The sequence below is a fragment of the Streptosporangium sp. CA-135522 genome, from assembly GCF_050949235.1.
Lineage (GTDB): Bacteria > Actinomycetota > Actinomycetes > Streptosporangiales > Streptosporangiaceae > Streptosporangium.
The window spans coordinates 8,261,678-8,278,168 of record NZ_CP192026.1; the positions used below are offsets into that span (position 1 = coordinate 8,261,678).

The following is a 16,491-nucleotide window of genomic DNA, read 5'->3' on the forward strand; positions in this document are numbered from 1 at the left end:
GCGAGGCGGCCGTCGTGCCGCAAACACTAGAATCCGATTCTGTGACAGATAACAGTGCGTTCTTCACCCTCAAGAACGGCGAGCTCGTCCCCGCTCCGCAGGCCCGTAGCCCCTGGTCGGCGGACATGCTGCACGGCCGGCTCCTCGGTGGTCTGGCCGCGCGGGCGATCGAGGCGGAGCACGGCGATCCGGACTTCCACTTCGCCCGCCTGACCATCGACCTGTTCCGCAACAGCCCGTTGCTTCCGCTGAGCGTGGAGACGACCCGGATCAGGGAGGGACGCAGGATCCGGGTGGTCGACGCCACCGTGCGCACCGAGCAGGGCGCGGTCGCGCGGGCCGGTGCCGTGCTCCTGCGGCGGAGTGAGCCGCCGGCGGGCGAGGTGTGGTCCACCCCGGCCTGGGACGCGCCCACCCCCGCGGAGCTCGGCCCGCCCCCACCGGACACGTTGTCGCTGCCGTTCGACCTCTGGCGGCTGACCGACTGGGACGAGGGGGGCTCCAACCGCGCCTGGGTCAGGGAGACCCACCCGCTGGTCGAGGGCGAGACGATGTCACCGTTCGTGCGCGTCGCGCTGGCCGCCGACTTCGCCAGCCCGCTGAGCAATTCCGGTACGGCGGGCCTGCACTACATCAACGCCGACTACACGCTCGCCCTCAGCCGGCTGCCGGTCGGCGACGAGGTCGGGATGGAGTCGAGCGGCCACCTGAGCGACGCGGGCATCGCGACCGGCCAATGCGCGCTGCACGACACCGCGGGGCCGATCGGCTACTGCCTGGTGACCGCGCTGGTCAATCCGGGAAGCGTCCTCGGCCGTCAGGTCGCGGGCGACCAGCGCGGGTCCCGGCCCAGATAGCGCAGCAGCGTCGCGGCGGAGCCGGTGGCCGCGGACGCCTCATGGACCGGATGGACCGGATGGACCGGGCCGGTGACCGCGGACGCGTCATGGACCGTGCCGGTGACCGCGGACGCGTCATGGACCGTGCCGGTGACCGCGGACGCGTCGAGGGCGGGTCCGAAGAAGCCCCACTCCTCGCGCATGCGGCCCACGATCCGCTCGGCGACCGGGATGAGCCGCTCGGCGAGATCCTCGGGCAACGGCAGGTTCTGGCCGGTGGCGACCGCGACGTCCCACGCGTGCACGCCCGCGTCGAGGGCGCACGCCCCGGCACCCACCCACAGCGGCATGGGGCCCATCGGCGTCGGAGCGGTCTCGGTGTCCGGCGACAGGGTGGACCAGGCCGCCGACACTTTCACGAGGACCTCGTCGAGTTCGTCGGCGGGAGCCCGGTCGAACGCGTCGGCCGGATCGAAGGGGTTGATCGGCGGTTGTCCGTCCCCGCCGGTGATGGCGGCCTCATAGGCCAGCTGGGCGATCCGCGCGTGGTTGAGGACCTGTCTGGCGGTCCACTCGGGGCAGGGAGTGCCGTTGCCCCATCGTTCCCGCGGGACGCCGAGGGTGACCGCACGCAGGTAACCGTGCGCGTCCGCCACCAGCTTGTGCCCATCGATCGCGTCCACGTGATCCCCTCTCGACGCCGGCGCCCAGGGGCAGGATAGGCAGGCGGCCGCGGCTTCGCCTACCCATAAACCCGACCCGCGCGTAGGGGTGGACACCCCGGCGAGGGTGCCGTCACGGCCGGACCCCGGGAGGAAGACAGTCCACGGGGTGCCGCCGGTCCCGGGACGGCGCCGGGGCTGAGGGGCGTAGAACTCCGGCGAGGAGGGCGGCCACCAGGGTGACGGCCGTGATCAGGCCGAACGTGACGGGCAGCGAGGTCGCGTCGGCGATCCAGCCGATGACGGCGGGAGCCATGAGCCCGGCCAGGTAAGTGATCGTCGCGACCCCCGCCACCCCCAGGCTGGGCGTCGGGGTGGCGTTGCCCCCGGCGGCGAAGCACAACGGCACGACCACCGCTATCCCCAACCCGACCAGGGCGAACCCCGCGATTCCCAGCATCGGGCTCCGAGCCGTGACGATCACGGCTCCGCCGGCGGTGGCGAGCAGACCGCCGGCGCGAACGGTCACGACCGGCCCGAGCCTGCGAACGACCAGGTCTCCGACGAGCCGGGCGACCGCCATGGCCAAGGTGAAGGTCGCGTAGCCGACGGCGGCGACGCCGGGACCGGCGCCGGTGACGTCCTTGACGTAGATGGCGGCCCAGTTCACGCTGGCGCCCTCGGCGATGGTGGCGCAGAACCCGACGGCCCCGATGGCGAGGACCGCCCGTGAAGGCGCGGCGAAACGGGGCGGTGCCTGCTCACCGGGCTCGGGCCGGGTGTCGAGCAGGCCGCGGCCGGCCAGGACGCCGATGACCAGCGTCACCAGCGCCGTCACGGAGTGGTGGACGCGCGCGTCGAGTCCGAACTGCGCCGCGACCACCCCGATTCCCGCGCCGGCCAGGCAGCCCACGCTCCAGGTGCCGTGCAGGCTGGAGATGATCGAGCGCTCCAGGCGCTGTTCGACGATCACTCCCTGGGCGTTCATCGTGACGTCGCTCATGCCGGCCGCCGCGCCGTAGACGAAGTATGCGGCGCACAGCCAGGGCAGGCCGGGAGAGAGGGTGGGAAGGGCCAGCGCCGCGCACAACAGGGCGAGCAGGGCCCGTGTGGCGGCGCGCCCCCCGTAGCGGTGGATCAGGCGGCCGGCCATCGGCATGGCGACGAAGGCGCCGAGGGCAGAGCAGAACAGGGCTATACCCAGGGCGGCGGGCCCCAGCTCGAGATGCTCCTGCAACCACGGGATGCGGGTCGCCATGCTTCCCGAGACCGCGCCGTGAGTGGCGAACACCGCCGTGATCGCGATGCGGGCACGTTGATTGTCGTTGCGCACGAGGCTTAAAATTAACAGGAAGGCTCCCTGATTAAAAGAGGACGGATGAAGACCGCGACCCCACAGATGGCCCGGGCGATCAACGACCGCCTCGCCCTCGACCTGCTGCTGGAACACGGATCCCTGACCGCCCCCCAGCTCCGGGCGCTCACCGGCCTGTCCCGCCCCACCGTGTCGGACCTCATCGAGCGTCTGCGGGTGAACGGGCTGATCACGGTCGTCGGCGAGAGCGGCGAGGACCGGCGGGGGCCCAACGCCCGCGTCTACGGCATCGTGGCCGACCGCGCTCACGTGGCCGGAGTCGACGTACGGCGCGACGCGGTCAACGTGACCGTCGCCGACATCACCGGCCGGACCGTCGGTTCCGCCACGCGTCCGCTGGCGACCGGGCGTTCACGCGTGACCGGCCGCCCCCGGCGATCGGGCGACGACCTGGTCGAGGTCATCGCCGACGCCGTCGGGGAGGCGGCGGGCGCGAGGAGGCTGCACGCGGTCGTCGTGGGCGCCCCCGGCATGGTCGACCCGCACAGCGGGGAGCTGGCGACCGACAACGGCGTGCCCGGCTGGCGACCGAACCTGCTGCAGGCCCTGCGCCACCGGATCGACGCCCCGGTCACCCTGGAGAACGAGGTGAACCTCGCCGCCGTCGCCGAGCACCGCGCCGGAGCCGCCCAGGGGCGCCGGGACTTCGTCCTGCTCTGGCTGGATGAGTGGGTGGGCGCGGCGGTCACCCTTGACGGAAGGCTGCGCCGGGGCGCTTCGGGGGGCGCGGGCGAGATCACCACCCTCGGCCTGCGGAACGGCTCCCTCTGCGACCTGCTGAGCGCCGAGTTCATCGACGGCCTCGACGAGGAGTCCCTGGCGGCCCGGATCGCCGAGGGCGCCTTCGTCTCGGTCGCGGTCCTGGATCCCGGGCTCGTCGTCCTCGGCGGTGAGACGGGCCGCTCCGGCGGGGACGTGCTGGCCGCACGGGTGGGCGAGCACCTCGCCTCGCTCTCCCCCGTCCCGACCCAGGTCCGCGCGAGCACCGTGGAGGGCAACGCGATCCTTCACGGAGCTCTGTTCACCGCCCTGTCCATCGCCCATCAGGACGTCTTCGGCGAGGGGCCGGTCCAGCCCACTCCCCCGGGTTCCGCGCCGGCCACGATCTCGGGCTAGATGTGGCGGGCCAGAACGTCGGTGACGCGCTCAAGTGGCTCGTAGCTGGAAAACCAACATGCGCAGGGTGGTTCGGCTGAGTATCGTGCTTGCCATGTCGAGCCCAGAGGCATTCAAGGTGGGGGCTTTCGGTCACCCGTCAGCCCCCTGAACCACTGAACGATCCTGTCCCGCCGCACGCTGGCGGCAGATGACAGGAGTAGTCGGGCCGCTGACCGCGGTGACGAGACGTCTCATCCGATCTCTCATCACCTCGGAGTCTCTCCATGCCTCTGCCTCTCTATCTGCTTGCCGTGGCGCTCTTCGCCATGGGCACGTCGGAATTCATGCTCGCCGGCCTGCTGCCGGACATCGCCGCAGACGTCGGCGTTTCGGTTGCGACGGCGGGACTGCTCACATCAGCCTTCGCCATCGGAATGGTCATAGGCGCCCCGCTCATGGCGGGACTTGCGCGCCGGTGGCCACGGCGATCCAGCCTGCTGGGCTTTCTCGGCCTGTTCCTGGCCGCACACGTCCTCGGCGCCTGCACCGGCAGCTTCACGGTTCTGCTCACCACCCGAATCATCGCGGCGCTCGCCAACGCCGGCTTTCTGGCGGTCGCGCTCACCGTAGCCGCTGAACTGGTCCCTTCCGACCGGAAGGGTCGGGCCCTGGCCGTCCTGCTGGCGGGCACCACGGTCGCCACCATCGCGGGGGTCCCCGGTGGTGCCTTGCTGGGGACACTGCTCGACTGGCGCGCCGCCTTCTGGGGGATGGCGATGTTGTGTCTGCCCTCGGCGCTCGGCGTAATGCGTGGCGTTCCCGCCGATACAGGACGACCGGATGAGCCGGCAGACCCGGATCTGCGGCGAGAGCTCACTGAACTACAACGTCCGCGACTGGTCTTGGTCCTGCTGCTGGGCGCGCTGGTGAACGCTGCGACGTTCGGCACTTTCACCTTCCTCGCTCCGATCGTCACCGATGTCGCTGAGCTGGATCCGCTGTGGGTCTCCGCCGTGCTGGTTCTGTTCGGCTCGGGGTCCTTCGTCGGCGTCACCGTCGCCGGGCGACTGTCCGACCAGCGGCCCGGTATCGTCGTCGCAGTCGGCGGGCCGTTGCTGCTCGGCGGCTGGGTCGTCCTCGGCCTCACCGCATCCGACCCGATCGCTCTGCTGATCCTTGGGTTCACCCAAGGCGCGCTCTCCTTCGGCCTCGGGAGCACGCTGATCGCACGTGTGCTGTATGAGGCCGCAGGAGCGCCGACCATGGCAGGCTCCTACGCCACCGCTGCTCTCAACGTCGGAGCCACCGCCGGTCCCGTCATCGCCGCCACCACGTTGAACACCTGGTTGGCCGAGCTGGGGCCCGTCTGGGCCAGCAGCGCCCTGGTCGCGGTAGCGCTCCTTCTCGCCCTGCCCTTCCGTCAGGCTCTCGAGCACGGCGATCACGAGGGGAGCATGCGATAGGGAGAGCACGCCCAAGGCGATGGTGAGGGCGGTGACACGACGACCGATCATCCCGGGCCCGGCGGCGGTCCGGGCCATCGGCCGCCGGCGGTGCGGTCGACGGGGGTGCGGTCGACGGGGGTGACGACCAGGCCGGCGCGTTCGTATCAACGCAGGGTGCGCACGCTGACCCCGATGCGGCGGGCGGCCTCGGCGGTGCTCACATCGGCCCGGACACCGGCGTGCGTGTTGACCTTGAGCGCGCTTTAAATCCTAGCGTGGAGGCATGACAGCAACATTGATCACTGGAGCGAACAAAGGTCTCGGTTTCGAGACCGCTCGCCGGCTCATCGTCGCGGGTCACATCGTCTACGTCGGAAGCCGGGACGCCGAGCGCGGGCGCCAGGCCGCCGAGCAGTTGGGCGCGCGGGTCGTCCAGCTCGACCTCACCGACGACGCGTCCGTGGAGGCCGCGGTCAAGACCATCGAGGCCGACGGAGGGCTGGACGTACTGATCAACAACGCCGGCATCCAGGCAGAGATGAGTGACGACAACGTCGTGATCGGCCCTGCGGACATGACAGCCGAGGTGATGCGGCAGACGTTCGAGACGAACGTCTTCGGCACGGTGCGCGTCCTCCACGCGTTTCTCCCGCTGCTGCAGCGTTCCACCGCACCGGTCGTGGTCAACGTCAGCAGCGGCCTGGCCTCGCTGACCCGGGTCACCACTCCGGACACCCCGGCGTACGCCTACCCGGGCGTCGCTTACCCGGCGTCGAAGACCGTGGTCAACATGATCACCGTGCAGTACGCGAAGGCGTTTCCGAACATGCGGATCAACGCGGTGGAACCAGGCTTCACCAAGACCGAGCTGAATGGGAACACCGGCGTCCAGACCGTCGAGCAGGGCGCCGAGATCATCGTGCGTATGGCGCAGGTGGACCCTGATGGCCCCACTGGGGGCTACTTCGACGTTGAAGGCACCCTTCCCTGGTAATCCGCCCCTGCCCCTGGTAGGGGCTATGGGTGGCACCATGGCACAGCAGGATCTTCCTCTGCCACCACCGGCTTACCACCGCATCAGCCTCAGGCCGACGAACCACCGGCTAGGCGGTCTCGAGCGCCTCTGCGACGGAGGGGAACACCTCGAACACCTGGGTCAGACCGGCGAGGTTGAGCCGTCGCGCCAGGTTTCCCTGAATCCCGGTGAGGATGAACCGGACGCCCTCCGCCTGGCCGTGGTGGCGTGCCTGGAGCAGTTCGCCTATCCCCGAGGAGTCGCAGAAGGTGAGGGCGGAGAGGTCGAGGATGAGGGTCCGCGACTTCAGCGCCTTCCAGGCCCTGTCCATCTCCGCCCTTAAAACCGGGATGTGATAGTGATCCAGCTCACCACTGGCCTGCACCACGAGCGTTGTGCCGTGCAGGCCGGATGTGGCGCTGAAACCCGACTCCGGCTCATTCCCCACGAACATGATCAACCTTCTACCCCGGCCTCTCCCAGCCATGTAACTGTCTCACATGGGACAAGTCACTCTGATGAGCCATAGACCCAAATGGCCGCCAAAACCCCACGAACACGTCTCGCACCCCTGGCTCGTCCGAGCACGACCACCGACAGGAATTCCTCTGGTCCCGTTCTCCACCGTGCTGCACATGTCCGGTAAATCCCCTCCTCGTCTGGAGTGCCCAGCGCTCGCGGGACTACTCGCGGTACTATTCGGGACCGCCACCTCCACGCCCCGGACCGCGCAGGGAAAGACCTCCGGGCAGGCAGACTGGGAGGATGGCTGAGACGGGAAATCCGCGCCTGGCGGCGGTCGCGCTCATCGGGATGTCCCTCGTGGTCGCGTGCAGCCCGGGCCGTACGGCGGCGCCCATCCCCACGGCGCCCTCCCCCACCGCGCCCTCCACGGCGCCTCCCGTGATGTCGCAGAGCCCGGGGCCGGGCCGTACCACCGTGACCGGGAGCCCCGAGCCGAGCGAGACGGCCACCGGGGCGGTCACCGCCTCCGCCGCGTGGGCGGCCACCGCGGACGCGAACCTGACGGGCAGTTCCGCGCTGCTCGACGTGGCGGCGACCGGCCCCCGTGACGCCTGGGCCGTCGGCTACAAAGACAGCGCAGAGGACCGGGAGGGCACGCCCGCCGTCCTGCGGTGGGACGGCGACCGCTGGCGCGAGGCGCCGCCGGTAGGAGACGACGCCTACCACCTGGAGGGGGTCAGCGCCGGCGGGCCGGATGACGTATGGGTGGTGGGCAACGGCGAGAGCGCCTTCGCCGCTCACTGGAACGGAGGGCGCTGGCAGCGGGAGAAGCCCTTCGGGGTGGCGGAGGACTACCGGCTGGCGGACGTCGCGACGACCGGTGACGCGACGTGGTTCGCCGCCAACGCCCCCGCCAAGGCGGTCGTCCTGGAGTGGGACGGCAAGGAGTTTCGCACCGCGTTGAGCACCGGCGGCGCCTTCAAGGCCGTCACCGCCAAGGAGGGGCACATCTGGGCGGTCGGGTCGAGCGAGAAGCGCACCCCGCTCATCTGGCACGGCACCGCCGCGGGCTCCTGGGAGGCCCCCGAGATCCCGGAGATCCCCGGAGGCAGGCTCAACCGGGTCTGGCAGATCTCGCCGTCGGACGTGTGGGCGGTCGGGGAGGTCGTCAACGGTCCCGACGACCGGGCGGGCCGGCCGTTGGTCCTGCACCGGGACGGGTCGGGCTGGAGCCGGGTGGAGGTTCCGGTCCGCCTCGGGACCCTGCGGGGCGTCACCGCCTTCGGGCCGGACGACCTGTGGATCAGCGGGATCGACGCCGACCACGCGGGGCAGGCGCTCTTCCTCCGTTTCGACGGCGCGCGGTGGTCCCGCGAGTACGGCCCGCTGCTGCGGGCCCACGAGGAGGACCAGCAGTACGAGGAGACCGACGACGTCAATCACATCGGCATCGCCCGGGTGCCGGGCACCACCACGCTGTGGGCGGTGGGGTCGGTCGGCGTCGGCGACGACGAGGAGGAGTTCGTCCTGCGCCGCTGAGGTCACCGGATCTCCTCGCGACTCATGACCCGCCACCCGCGGCTCTCGGCACGCGGCTCTCGGCACGCGGCGCGTCCGTCAGGAGAGGTGCGGAACTGTCGGTGGGCTGACGTAGTCTCTCTCAAACTCCAACAAAAGGGAGTAAGAGATGAAAAGGGTTCGAATCGTCCATAGGCCTCGCCCGCCCCGCAAGCCCGCCCCTCTCGACCTGCGCACGCCCTCAGGGCGCGCCCTTCCGTTCTGAGAACGCCCCGGGACGACGTCCCGTCCCCGCCCGGCCACCGCGAAGGCCGCCGGAGCCCCTCTTGGCGCGCCGCCCTCCTTACCAGACCTGGGCGCGTTGATCAATCTGATCCCATGGGCCCGTTTTTGTAAGCGGCATGAAAGTGATCCGCAAGGATGGGTGCCTACAGTTTGATCTGTCACAAAAGCAATGAAAGGCAGAAATGCTCAGCGCCCTCTCCTCCCGCCGTATCGCCGTCGCCATCGCGGGGACCGCTCTCATATCGATGACCACCGCGTGTGGCAGCTCCGACACGGAGTCCTGCGCCGCCGCGGCGAAGCTCATCACGGACTACAGCAGCTCTGCGGCCGCGAACATCGGCGACCTGGACAAGTACAACGCGGCCAACCAGAAGTTCGGCGAAGACCTGAAGGCGCTGGCGGCCAAGTCCAGCGGTGACCTGGCCGGCGCGCTGAACGACTTCGCCACCTCCATCGGCAACTTCAAGATCGACACCAAGGACCCGTCCGCGCTCGCCGCGGCGGTGCCCGAGTTCAGCAAGAAGGTGACCGAGGCCGGCGTCAAGATCCAGACCGCCTGCTCTTAGCTGAGCCCGTGTCCCCTGGGGAGAGGGGACACTCCTGGCACGGCCGTCGCTCCGCCTGCGGGGGGCAGTGCGGCGCGACGGCCGTGCCGACCATCCCACGACAGGCCCTCGCCACCGCACGGCGGGGGCCTGTCGCTTTTCCGCCTCCGCCGCTCGGCACCGCCGCCCGGCACACGGGCAGGATCGTGACGGCGGCGCCCCTGCCCCGCAGGCCCGTCCGGCGACGGCCGGGTCGCCCCGCCCACGGACCTGCCGGCAACCCGTGCCATGACGGTCCGCCCCGCCCGCGGACCTGCCGGCGACCCCTGCCATTACGGTCGGTCCCGCAGGTCAGCCCCTTCCCACGCGGGCCTGTTCGTAGCACTCCTCGAAACCCTGCAGCACCGCCGGCCACGAACTGCGGACGGGCTCGGTCTCGCGGTTGTGCGCCGCGATCGACTCGCGCAGCTCGCGGTCGCGGGCCAGTCTGGCCACCGACGCGACCAGATCCTCGAAGCTCCGTCCGAGCAGTCCCTCCTTGCCCGGGCGGACGAAGTCGGCGACCCCGCTCTGGGCGCGCGCCACCACCGGAACCCCCGCCGCCCTGGCCTCCAGCGCCGCCAGCCCGAAGGACTCGCGGGGGGCGGGGGCGACGAACACGTCCGCCGAGGCGAGCAGCTCGCGGATCCGCTCGCGGCTGTAGCGGCCGGGCATCGAGACCCAGCCGCTCATCCCGTTGGCCCGCAGGTAGCGCTCCATCTGCGCGCGCGCCGGGCCGTCCCCGACGATGGTGGCCCGCAGCGGCGTCTCCTGGGGCACCTGGGCACGGGCCTCCTTCAGCAGCCTGAGCAGCCGGACGGGCTGCTTGCGGGGCGCCAGCCGTCCCACCGCCACGACGTGCACGGCCCCGCCGTCAACCCCGTCAACCCCGTCAGGACCGCCGGAACCGCCGGAACCGCCGCGAGGCTCCTGCCGTGCCGGATCCGGGGAACGCCAGCCGGAGACGTCTAGGCCGTTGGAGACCACGTGCACCGGCACCCGGCGGCCGGCCACCGCCCGGATCGGCAGTGCCGCGGCCTCGCTCACCGCCGTGCCCACCAGGCCCCAGCGATGCCACTCGAACAACAGCCGCAATCCCCGGTAGACCCCCCGGGTGACGGGATCCCACATGCTGTGCACGGTCACCACCACGGGCAGTCCCAGGCGCACGGCGGCGCGGACGCCCATCCAGGCGAACGGCGAGACCGCGCCGGTGTGCACGTGCACCACATCGGGGTGCCGTGCCCGCATCAACCGCAGCAGGTGACCCACCCCGAAGGGATGAACGGGCAGGTCGAAGGGGAGTTTCGCGACGATCCGGTGCACCCCGGGCAGGGGCTCTCCCGGGGTCGCGGTCGCCACCTCGACCTCGTGATCCGCTTCCCTCTGCATCCGGATCAGATCGCCGACCTGCACCTCGATCCCGCCGAGGCGCGGCAGGTAACAGTCACTGACGTGGAGGATCCTCACCGTGCCAGCGTAGCCCCGCGTGAGATCATGCCTGCGTGCCCGCGGGGGCGGGCCCGAGCCGCGCGAACGGAGTGAGGGCGATCAAGACCGTCAGGACAGCCGTGTTCTTCCATGCCCATCCCGATGACGAAGCCCTGCTGACCGCGGGCACCATGGCGATGCTCGCCGCCGAAGGGCACCGGGTGGTCCTCGTCGTGGCGACCTCCGGGGAACGCGGTCAGGCCGACCTCGAACCCGGCGAGGCGCTGGGCGCCGCGCGCATCGCCGAGCTGTACAAGTCGGCGGCGGCGCTCGGCTGCGCCCGGGTGGTGAACCTCGGCTACGGAGATTCCGGGCTGGCGCCCGGTGGCGGGGTGGCCGAGGACCGGCCGGACAACGCGTTCATCGACGCCGACGCGGAGGAGGCCGCCCGGCGGCTCGCCGCGATCCTCACCGAGGAGGAGGCCGACCTGCTGACGACGTACGATCCCGCCGGCGGCTACGGGCACCCCGACCACGTCCAGGTGCACCGGGTCGGCGGCCGGGCCGCCGAGATCGCCGGCACCCCGATCGTGCTGGAGGCCACGGTCAACCGCGACCCCTTGCTCAAAGCGCTACGCCTGATCCGCAGGTTCTACCCCCAGCTGGACGTGCGGGGCTTCGAGCGGGCCTACTCTCCGGGTGAGGTGATCACCCACCGGGTCGGCGTGCGGCGCTTCGCCCGTCAGAAGCGGGCGAGCATGACCGCTCACGCGTCCCAGGCCACCGGCGCCGACACCCGCACGCTGGGCGCGATGCTCAAGATCCCGCATCCTCTCTACCGTCTCGTTTTCGGCACCGAGTGGTACGTTCGGCGCGGTCTGCCGCCCGGCACGAGGCTGAGGCACCCCTTCGCAGTTCCTCCCAAAGGATGAGCCGGGGACCGGCACACTGGGTCGAGGGGGTTACATGAAGAACAAATGGGTCCAGGTCGGGCTGTCGGTCGCGTCGCTGGCGCTGGCCGCCACGCTCGTGCGTTTCCTGCCGCAGATCGTGGAGGCGCTGACCGGCAAGCACGTCTCCTGGTCGCAGATCGGCGCCCAGTTCTCCAAGCTGAGCTGGCAGATGGTCGCGCTGATGACCGTCGTCTGGCTGGCGAGCCTGCTGGCCTACACGTTCGTGCTGACCGCCTCCCTGCCCGGACTCACCCATCTGCAGGCTCTGACGCTGAACGCGGCCGGCAGCGCGGTGAGCAACCTCCTGCCCTTCGGCGGCGCGGCCGGGGTGGCGATGACGATCGCGATGACCAAGGGCTGGGGCTTCACCCTGCGGGCCGTCGTGGTCTCCACCCTCGCCAGCGGCATCTGGAACACGCTTTTCCGATTCGTCCTGCCCGCCGCGGGCATCGTGGCCCTGCTGGTCAGCGGGCAGCGGCTCAGCCCGGCGGTGACCAACGCGGGCTGGGTCGGCTCGCTGTCCATCCTGGCCCTGGTCGCCGTGGTGGCCGCCGCGCTCTACTGGGACCGCGCCGCCGCGTTGCTCGGCCGCGCCCTCGACGCCGTCGCGCGGGCGCTCCCCCGTGGCGTCCGCCCGGCCGAGCACGCCCTCTCGCGGGCGCTGGAGAAGCTGCGCGCCGACACCTCCGAGGTCGTACGGCACCGCTGGCCCGGAATGACGCTGGGCATGATCTTCTTTCTCGGCCTGCAGTGGCTGCTGCTGGTCTGCTGCCTGCAGGCCACCGGCGCCTATCCGGGGCTGGCGCAGACGATCGCGGTGTTCGCCCTGTCCAGGGTGCTGACCACCGCCGTGGTGACCCCGAGCGGAACCGGGATCATGGAGGCCGGGACCGTCGGCGCGCTGGTCTTCTTCGGTGCGCCGCTCGACTCCGCGACCGCCGCTGCGCTGCTTTTCGGCTTCTGGACCTACACTATCGAAATCCCCTTCGGCGGCCTGGCGCTCGGTGCGTGGGCGCTTCTGCGCCGGCGTGAGAACGCCGCCTCGGCCCCCGTGAAGGAGTCGATCGGCCGCTAGATTGGGAAATACCTTGTGCGCGATTCGAAGGCCCGCATAGCGTGGCGGCTGACATGGTGGCGTTCCGGGTTCTCGGTCCAGTCGAGGCGCACTCCGGTGAGGACGAGCTCGACCTAGGCGGGTTACGGCAGCGTGCCGTCCTCGCCCGATTGCTGGTGGCGCGCGGGCAGGTCGTGCCCGTCGACTCCCTCCTCTACGACCTGTGGGCCGACGACGCCGCCAAGGGCGCGCAGTCGGGCCTGCAGGTCTACATCTCGCGCCTGCGACGGGTCCTCGAACCGGGCCGTCCGCGCGGAGGTCCCAACCGGCTGCTGGTGACGGTCGCCTCCGGCTACGCGCTACGGGTCTCCCCCGACCAGGTGGACGCCCTGCGCTTCGAGTCGCTGGTCCGCACCGCCGGAGAGCATCTGGAGGGCGACGATCCCGCCTCGGCGCGGACACGCCTGGAGAAGGCCCTGGGACTGTGGCGGGGCACTCCGTATTCCGACTTCGCCGACCAGCCGTGGGCCGAGGCCGAGGTCAACCGGCTGGCCGAGCTGCGCCTGGTGGCCCGTGAGCGGCACGCCGACAGCGGCCTGCGCCTGGGCATGGCGTCGGAGGCGGTGCCCGACCTGGAGGCGCTGACCACCGAGCACCCGCTGCGCGAGGAGGGCTGGCGGCTGCTCGCCCTCGGCCTGTACCGCTGCGGACGGCAGGGCGACGCGCTGGCCGCGCTGCGCAAGGCCCGCACGATCCTCGCCGACGAGCTGGGCATCGACCCGGGGCCGGCGCTGCGCAAGCTGGAGTCCGACATCCTGGCCCAGGATCCCGGCCTGCAACTCGCGGTCCCGCCGGCCGGTCGCCAGCGTCCCCCGGTGCCCGCCGACACCTGGCCGCCCCGGCCCGCGGTGGCGCCGGTGGAGCTGCCGCCGCTGGAGCCCGAGCCGTTCATCGGCCGGGACGCCGAGCTGAGCCGGTTGACCACGGCCGCGGCGCGGACCGGCCGCTTCACGGTCGCGGTGATCAGCGGCGACGCGGGCGCGGGCAAGACCACGCTGGTGCGCCAGCTCACCAGACGACTCTCCGACGACGGCTGGGGCACCTCCTCCGGCGCCTGCCCCGACAGCAGCGCCACCCCGCCCGGCTGGGCCTGGGTGGAGATCCTGCGCACCCTGGTGAACGCGGCCGGGCCCGGGGAGTACGCCCCGCTGCTCGCCCCGCTGCTGGACGACGCGGCCCCCGCCCCCGACGACGACCAGGCCTCCGGCGGCTTCCGGCTGCACCGGGCGGTGGGCGGCTACCTGGCGGCCGTCGCCCGGGACACCCCGATCCTGCTGACGCTGGAGGACCTGCACTGGGCCGACGACCAGACCCTCGCGCTGCTGCGCGCGCTGCCGAGCCTGCTGGCCACCAGCCGGGTGCTATTGGTGGTGACCTGCCGTGACAGCGAGCTCAGCGACCAGCAGGCCGACGTGCTGGCGGCACTGGCCCGCCTCGGACCGGTCCGGGTGGGCCTGACCGGCCTCGATCCCAAGGCGGTGGCCGAGCTGGTCCGGGCGACCTGCGTGCGCGAAGTGGACGAGGACGCGGTCAACAGCATCGTCGAGCGCACCGGCGGCAATCCCTTCTTCGTCCGGGAGACCGTGCGCCTGCTCGACGCCGAGGCGGTCAGCGACCGCGCGACGGCCGCCGAGGTGATCTCCGGGGTGCCCTCCGGCGTCCGTGACGTGCTGCGGCGGCGCATCTCCCGGCTGCCTGCGGCGGCCCAGCAGATCCTGCTGCAGGCCGCGGTGATCGGCCGTGACGTCGACGTGGACGTGCTGGTGGACGTGACGGGCGACGAGGACGCCGTGGTGGACGCGGTGGAGGCGGCGCTGCTGGCCGGGCTGGTCACCGAGCCGGGCCCCGGCATGCTCCGCTTCGACCACGATCTGGTCCGCGACACCCTCTACTCCGACGCCTCCCGGCTGCGCCGTTCCCGGCTGCACGCCGCGGTGGCCGCGGTGATCGAGCGCAGGAATCCCGGTGACGTGGCCGCGCTCGCCCACCACTACGACGCGGCGGGCACCGCGGAGACGGCCATCAAGGCGGTGCATTACGCCGGGCTGGCCGCCGAGCAGGCCGAGCGTCGTTTCGCCCACCGTGAGGCCGCCTCGCTGTGGGAGCAGGCCATCGCCGCCTTCGACCGTTCCGGCATCACCCACACCCCCGACAGCACCAGGGAACGCCTGCTGCTGACCCTGAGCCTGATCAAGGCGCTGGCGCTGTGCGGCGACATGGCCGCGGCCCGCAGACGGCGGCGGGAGGCGATGGACGCGGCCCTGCCGCTGGGCAACCTGGAGCTCACCGCCCGGGTGGCGGCCTCGCTGGCGGTGCCGCACAAGGGCATGGCGCGCGACTTCACCCGCACCGCGTGGGAGATCGTCGACGTCGCCGAGAAGGCGTTGGTCGAGCTGCCCGCCGCCGAGCAGTCACTGCGGGCGAGCCTGCTGGCCACGCTCGCGCTGGAGCTGGAGGGGTCGGCCACCCCGCGGGGCGAGCAGGCCTCGCTGGAGGCCGAGGAGCTGGCCCGGCGCAGCGGTGACCCCGCACTGCTGGCGACCGCGCTGAGCGGCAGGCTACGCCAGTCCTACGGCATCACCCCGGTCGGTGAGCGCGAGGTCATCGGCCGGGAGCTGCTGGAGGTCGGCAAGACGACCGGTCAGGTCTCGGTCCAGGCGCTGGCCCATCTCGTGCTGATGGAGTGCGCGGCCGCCTCGGGCGCGTTCGCCGAGGCCGACGCACACGTCGCCGCCGCCGAACGGCTCGCCAGGCAGTACGGCCTGCCCGCGCCGGCGGCCGTCGGGGCGTGGTACGCCGGGCAACGCCTGATGATCGCCGGTGACTTCGCCGGTGCGGAGCGCGCCTACCGCGACGCCGCCCGGCTGACGGCCCGGGCCGGGATGCTGGAGGGTCGCCAGGACCTGCCGCTGATCACCACGTTCTGCCTGCACCTGGTCAACGGCCGGGCGGCCGACATGGTGGAGCCCCTGGCCGAGGCCCACCAGCGCGGGGCCAAGTGGACCCTCGACGCCTACGCGGTGGCGCTGGCCTCGGCCGGGCACGTGCGCGACGCGCGGGCGGTCATCGCGGTGAAGACCCCGGTGCGTCCCGACTTCCTCTACGAGCTGGCGATGATCTGGCGGGCCCTGGCCGGCATGCTGCTGGACGACCGGGAGCGGATGATCGAGGCCTACGACACGCTGAAGCCGTTCGCCGAGCGGATCGCGGGGGCCGGCACCGGCGTGGTGGCGCTGTGGCCGGTCGCGCTGACCCTCGGCGACCTGGCCCTGCGGCTGGGTTTCACCGACGCGGTGAGACCCCACTACGAGAAGGCGCTCTCGGTGGCGCGGCGGGTCGGCGTGGCACGCTGGGTCGAGGCGGCGCAGCGCTCGCTCAGCAGCTGACGAGGAAGCGCTCGCTACGCAGCCGGGTGCCGCCGGAGACGGACAGCTCGGCCTGGTACCACCCGGGGTTGTCGACCACGCTCGGCCGCCATTCGGCGGCCTGGCTCGGGCCGGCGAAGCCGGCGTTCACGATGAGGTAGGTCCGCCAGCTCCGGCCGGTGACGCTCCAGCGCTGCAGACGCCAACTGTAGGAGACGGCACGCTTGGGACGGGGATTGTCGATCACGCTTCGGAGCAGGTACGGCTTGTCGCACGGTCGCGGCGCGGTGAGCGCGCTGACGGCGATCCGGCCGGCGGCCGGTGCCTGCGCCGTACTGACCT

General features: G+C 71.7%; 13 protein-coding genes. 9 read left to right on the plus strand and 4 right to left on the minus strand.

Annotated elements, in window-relative coordinates; genetic code table 11:
- Positions 1-41 precede the first annotated feature (41 nt).
- Entirely contained in the window at positions 42-857 is an 816-nt protein-coding gene (locus tag ACQPYK_RS38950; protein ID WP_433242927.1) for an acyl-CoA thioesterase domain-containing protein, read from the plus strand.
- Here ACQPYK_RS38950 and ACQPYK_RS38955 read toward each other — a convergent pair.
- Complete coding sequence (locus ACQPYK_RS38955) at positions 818-1,522, minus strand: TIGR03086 family metal-binding protein (RefSeq protein ID WP_433242930.1); 705 nt, start codon at positions 1,520-1,522, stop codon at positions 818-820. The genes ACQPYK_RS38950 and ACQPYK_RS38955 overlap by 40 nt on opposite strands.
- A gap of 112 nt (positions 1,523-1,634) precedes the next feature.
- The gene (locus ACQPYK_RS38960) at positions 1,635-2,834 is read right to left on the minus strand and encodes an MFS transporter (protein WP_433242933.1); all 1,200 of its coding nucleotides are present in this window, start codon (positions 2,832-2,834) and stop codon (positions 1,635-1,637) included.
- Between the two features lie 45 nt (positions 2,835-2,879).
- On the opposite strand from ACQPYK_RS38960, the gene ACQPYK_RS38965 reads away from it, so the two are divergent.
- The 3 genes from ACQPYK_RS38965 (at position 2,880) to ACQPYK_RS38975 (ending at position 6,413) form a co-directional block, all read left to right on the plus strand.
- Positions 2,880-3,992 carry an ROK family transcriptional regulator gene (locus ACQPYK_RS38965; protein WP_433242936.1) on the plus strand — a complete coding sequence of 371 codons (1,113 nt, stop codon included), beginning with the start codon at positions 2,880-2,882 and terminating at the stop codon, positions 3,990-3,992.
- 266 nt (positions 3,993-4,258) lie between these two features.
- Positions 4,259-5,437: a Cmx/CmrA family chloramphenicol efflux MFS transporter gene (locus ACQPYK_RS38970; protein ID WP_433242939.1), complete on the plus strand. Its 1,179-nt coding sequence runs from the start codon at positions 4,259-4,261 to the stop codon at positions 5,435-5,437.
- 265 nt (positions 5,438-5,702) lie between these two features.
- Positions 5,703-6,413 carry an SDR family oxidoreductase gene (locus ACQPYK_RS38975; protein ID WP_433242942.1) on the plus strand — a complete coding sequence of 237 codons (711 nt, stop codon included), beginning with the start codon at positions 5,703-5,705 and terminating at the stop codon, positions 6,411-6,413.
- A 109-nt stretch (positions 6,414-6,522) separates the two neighbouring features.
- Here ACQPYK_RS38975 and ACQPYK_RS38980 read toward each other — a convergent pair whose 3' ends face one another.
- Positions 6,523-6,888, minus strand: a complete 366-nt coding sequence (locus tag ACQPYK_RS38980) for an STAS domain-containing protein (RefSeq protein WP_433242945.1) — start codon at positions 6,886-6,888, stop codon at positions 6,523-6,525.
- A 311-nt stretch (positions 6,889-7,199) separates the two neighbouring features.
- Here ACQPYK_RS38980 and ACQPYK_RS38985 point away from each other — a divergent pair, with 311 nt between their 5' ends.
- Together ACQPYK_RS38985 and ACQPYK_RS38990 are read left to right on the plus strand one after the other, a co-directional pair.
- The gene (locus ACQPYK_RS38985) at positions 7,200-8,438 is read left to right on the plus strand and encodes a hypothetical protein (RefSeq protein ID WP_433242947.1); all 1,239 of its coding nucleotides are present in this window, start codon (positions 7,200-7,202) and stop codon (positions 8,436-8,438) included.
- Positions 8,439-8,884: 446 nt separating this feature from the next.
- Positions 8,885-9,268, plus strand: a complete 384-nt coding sequence (locus ACQPYK_RS38990; RefSeq protein ID WP_433242950.1) for a hypothetical protein — start codon at positions 8,885-8,887, stop codon at positions 9,266-9,268.
- 330 nt (positions 9,269-9,598) lie between these two features.
- On the opposite strand, the gene ACQPYK_RS38995 is transcribed toward ACQPYK_RS38990, so the two are convergent.
- The gene (locus tag ACQPYK_RS38995) at positions 9,599-10,756 is read right to left on the minus strand and encodes a glycosyltransferase family 4 protein (RefSeq protein ID WP_433242953.1); all 1,158 of its coding nucleotides are present in this window, start codon (positions 10,754-10,756) and stop codon (positions 9,599-9,601) included.
- A gap of 35 nt (positions 10,757-10,791) precedes the next feature.
- Between ACQPYK_RS38995 and ACQPYK_RS39000 the strand changes: the two genes are divergently transcribed.
- The 3 genes from ACQPYK_RS39000 to ACQPYK_RS39010 are packed head-to-tail and all read left to right on the plus strand — an operon-like array spanning position 10,792 to position 16,170.
- Positions 10,792-11,649: a PIG-L family deacetylase gene (locus tag ACQPYK_RS39000; protein WP_433242956.1), complete on the plus strand. Its 858-nt coding sequence runs from the start codon at positions 10,792-10,794 to the stop codon at positions 11,647-11,649.
- 34 nt (positions 11,650-11,683) lie between these two features.
- On the plus strand, positions 11,684-12,745 hold the full coding sequence (locus tag ACQPYK_RS39005; RefSeq protein WP_433242959.1) for a lysylphosphatidylglycerol synthase transmembrane domain-containing protein: 1,062 nt from the start codon (positions 11,684-11,686) through the stop codon (positions 12,743-12,745).
- Positions 12,746-12,786: 41 nt separating this feature from the next.
- Entirely contained in the window at positions 12,787-16,170 is a 3,384-nt protein-coding gene (locus ACQPYK_RS39010) for a BTAD domain-containing putative transcriptional regulator (RefSeq protein WP_433242962.1), read from the plus strand.
- The last annotated feature ends 321 nt before the right edge of the window (positions 16,171-16,491 follow it).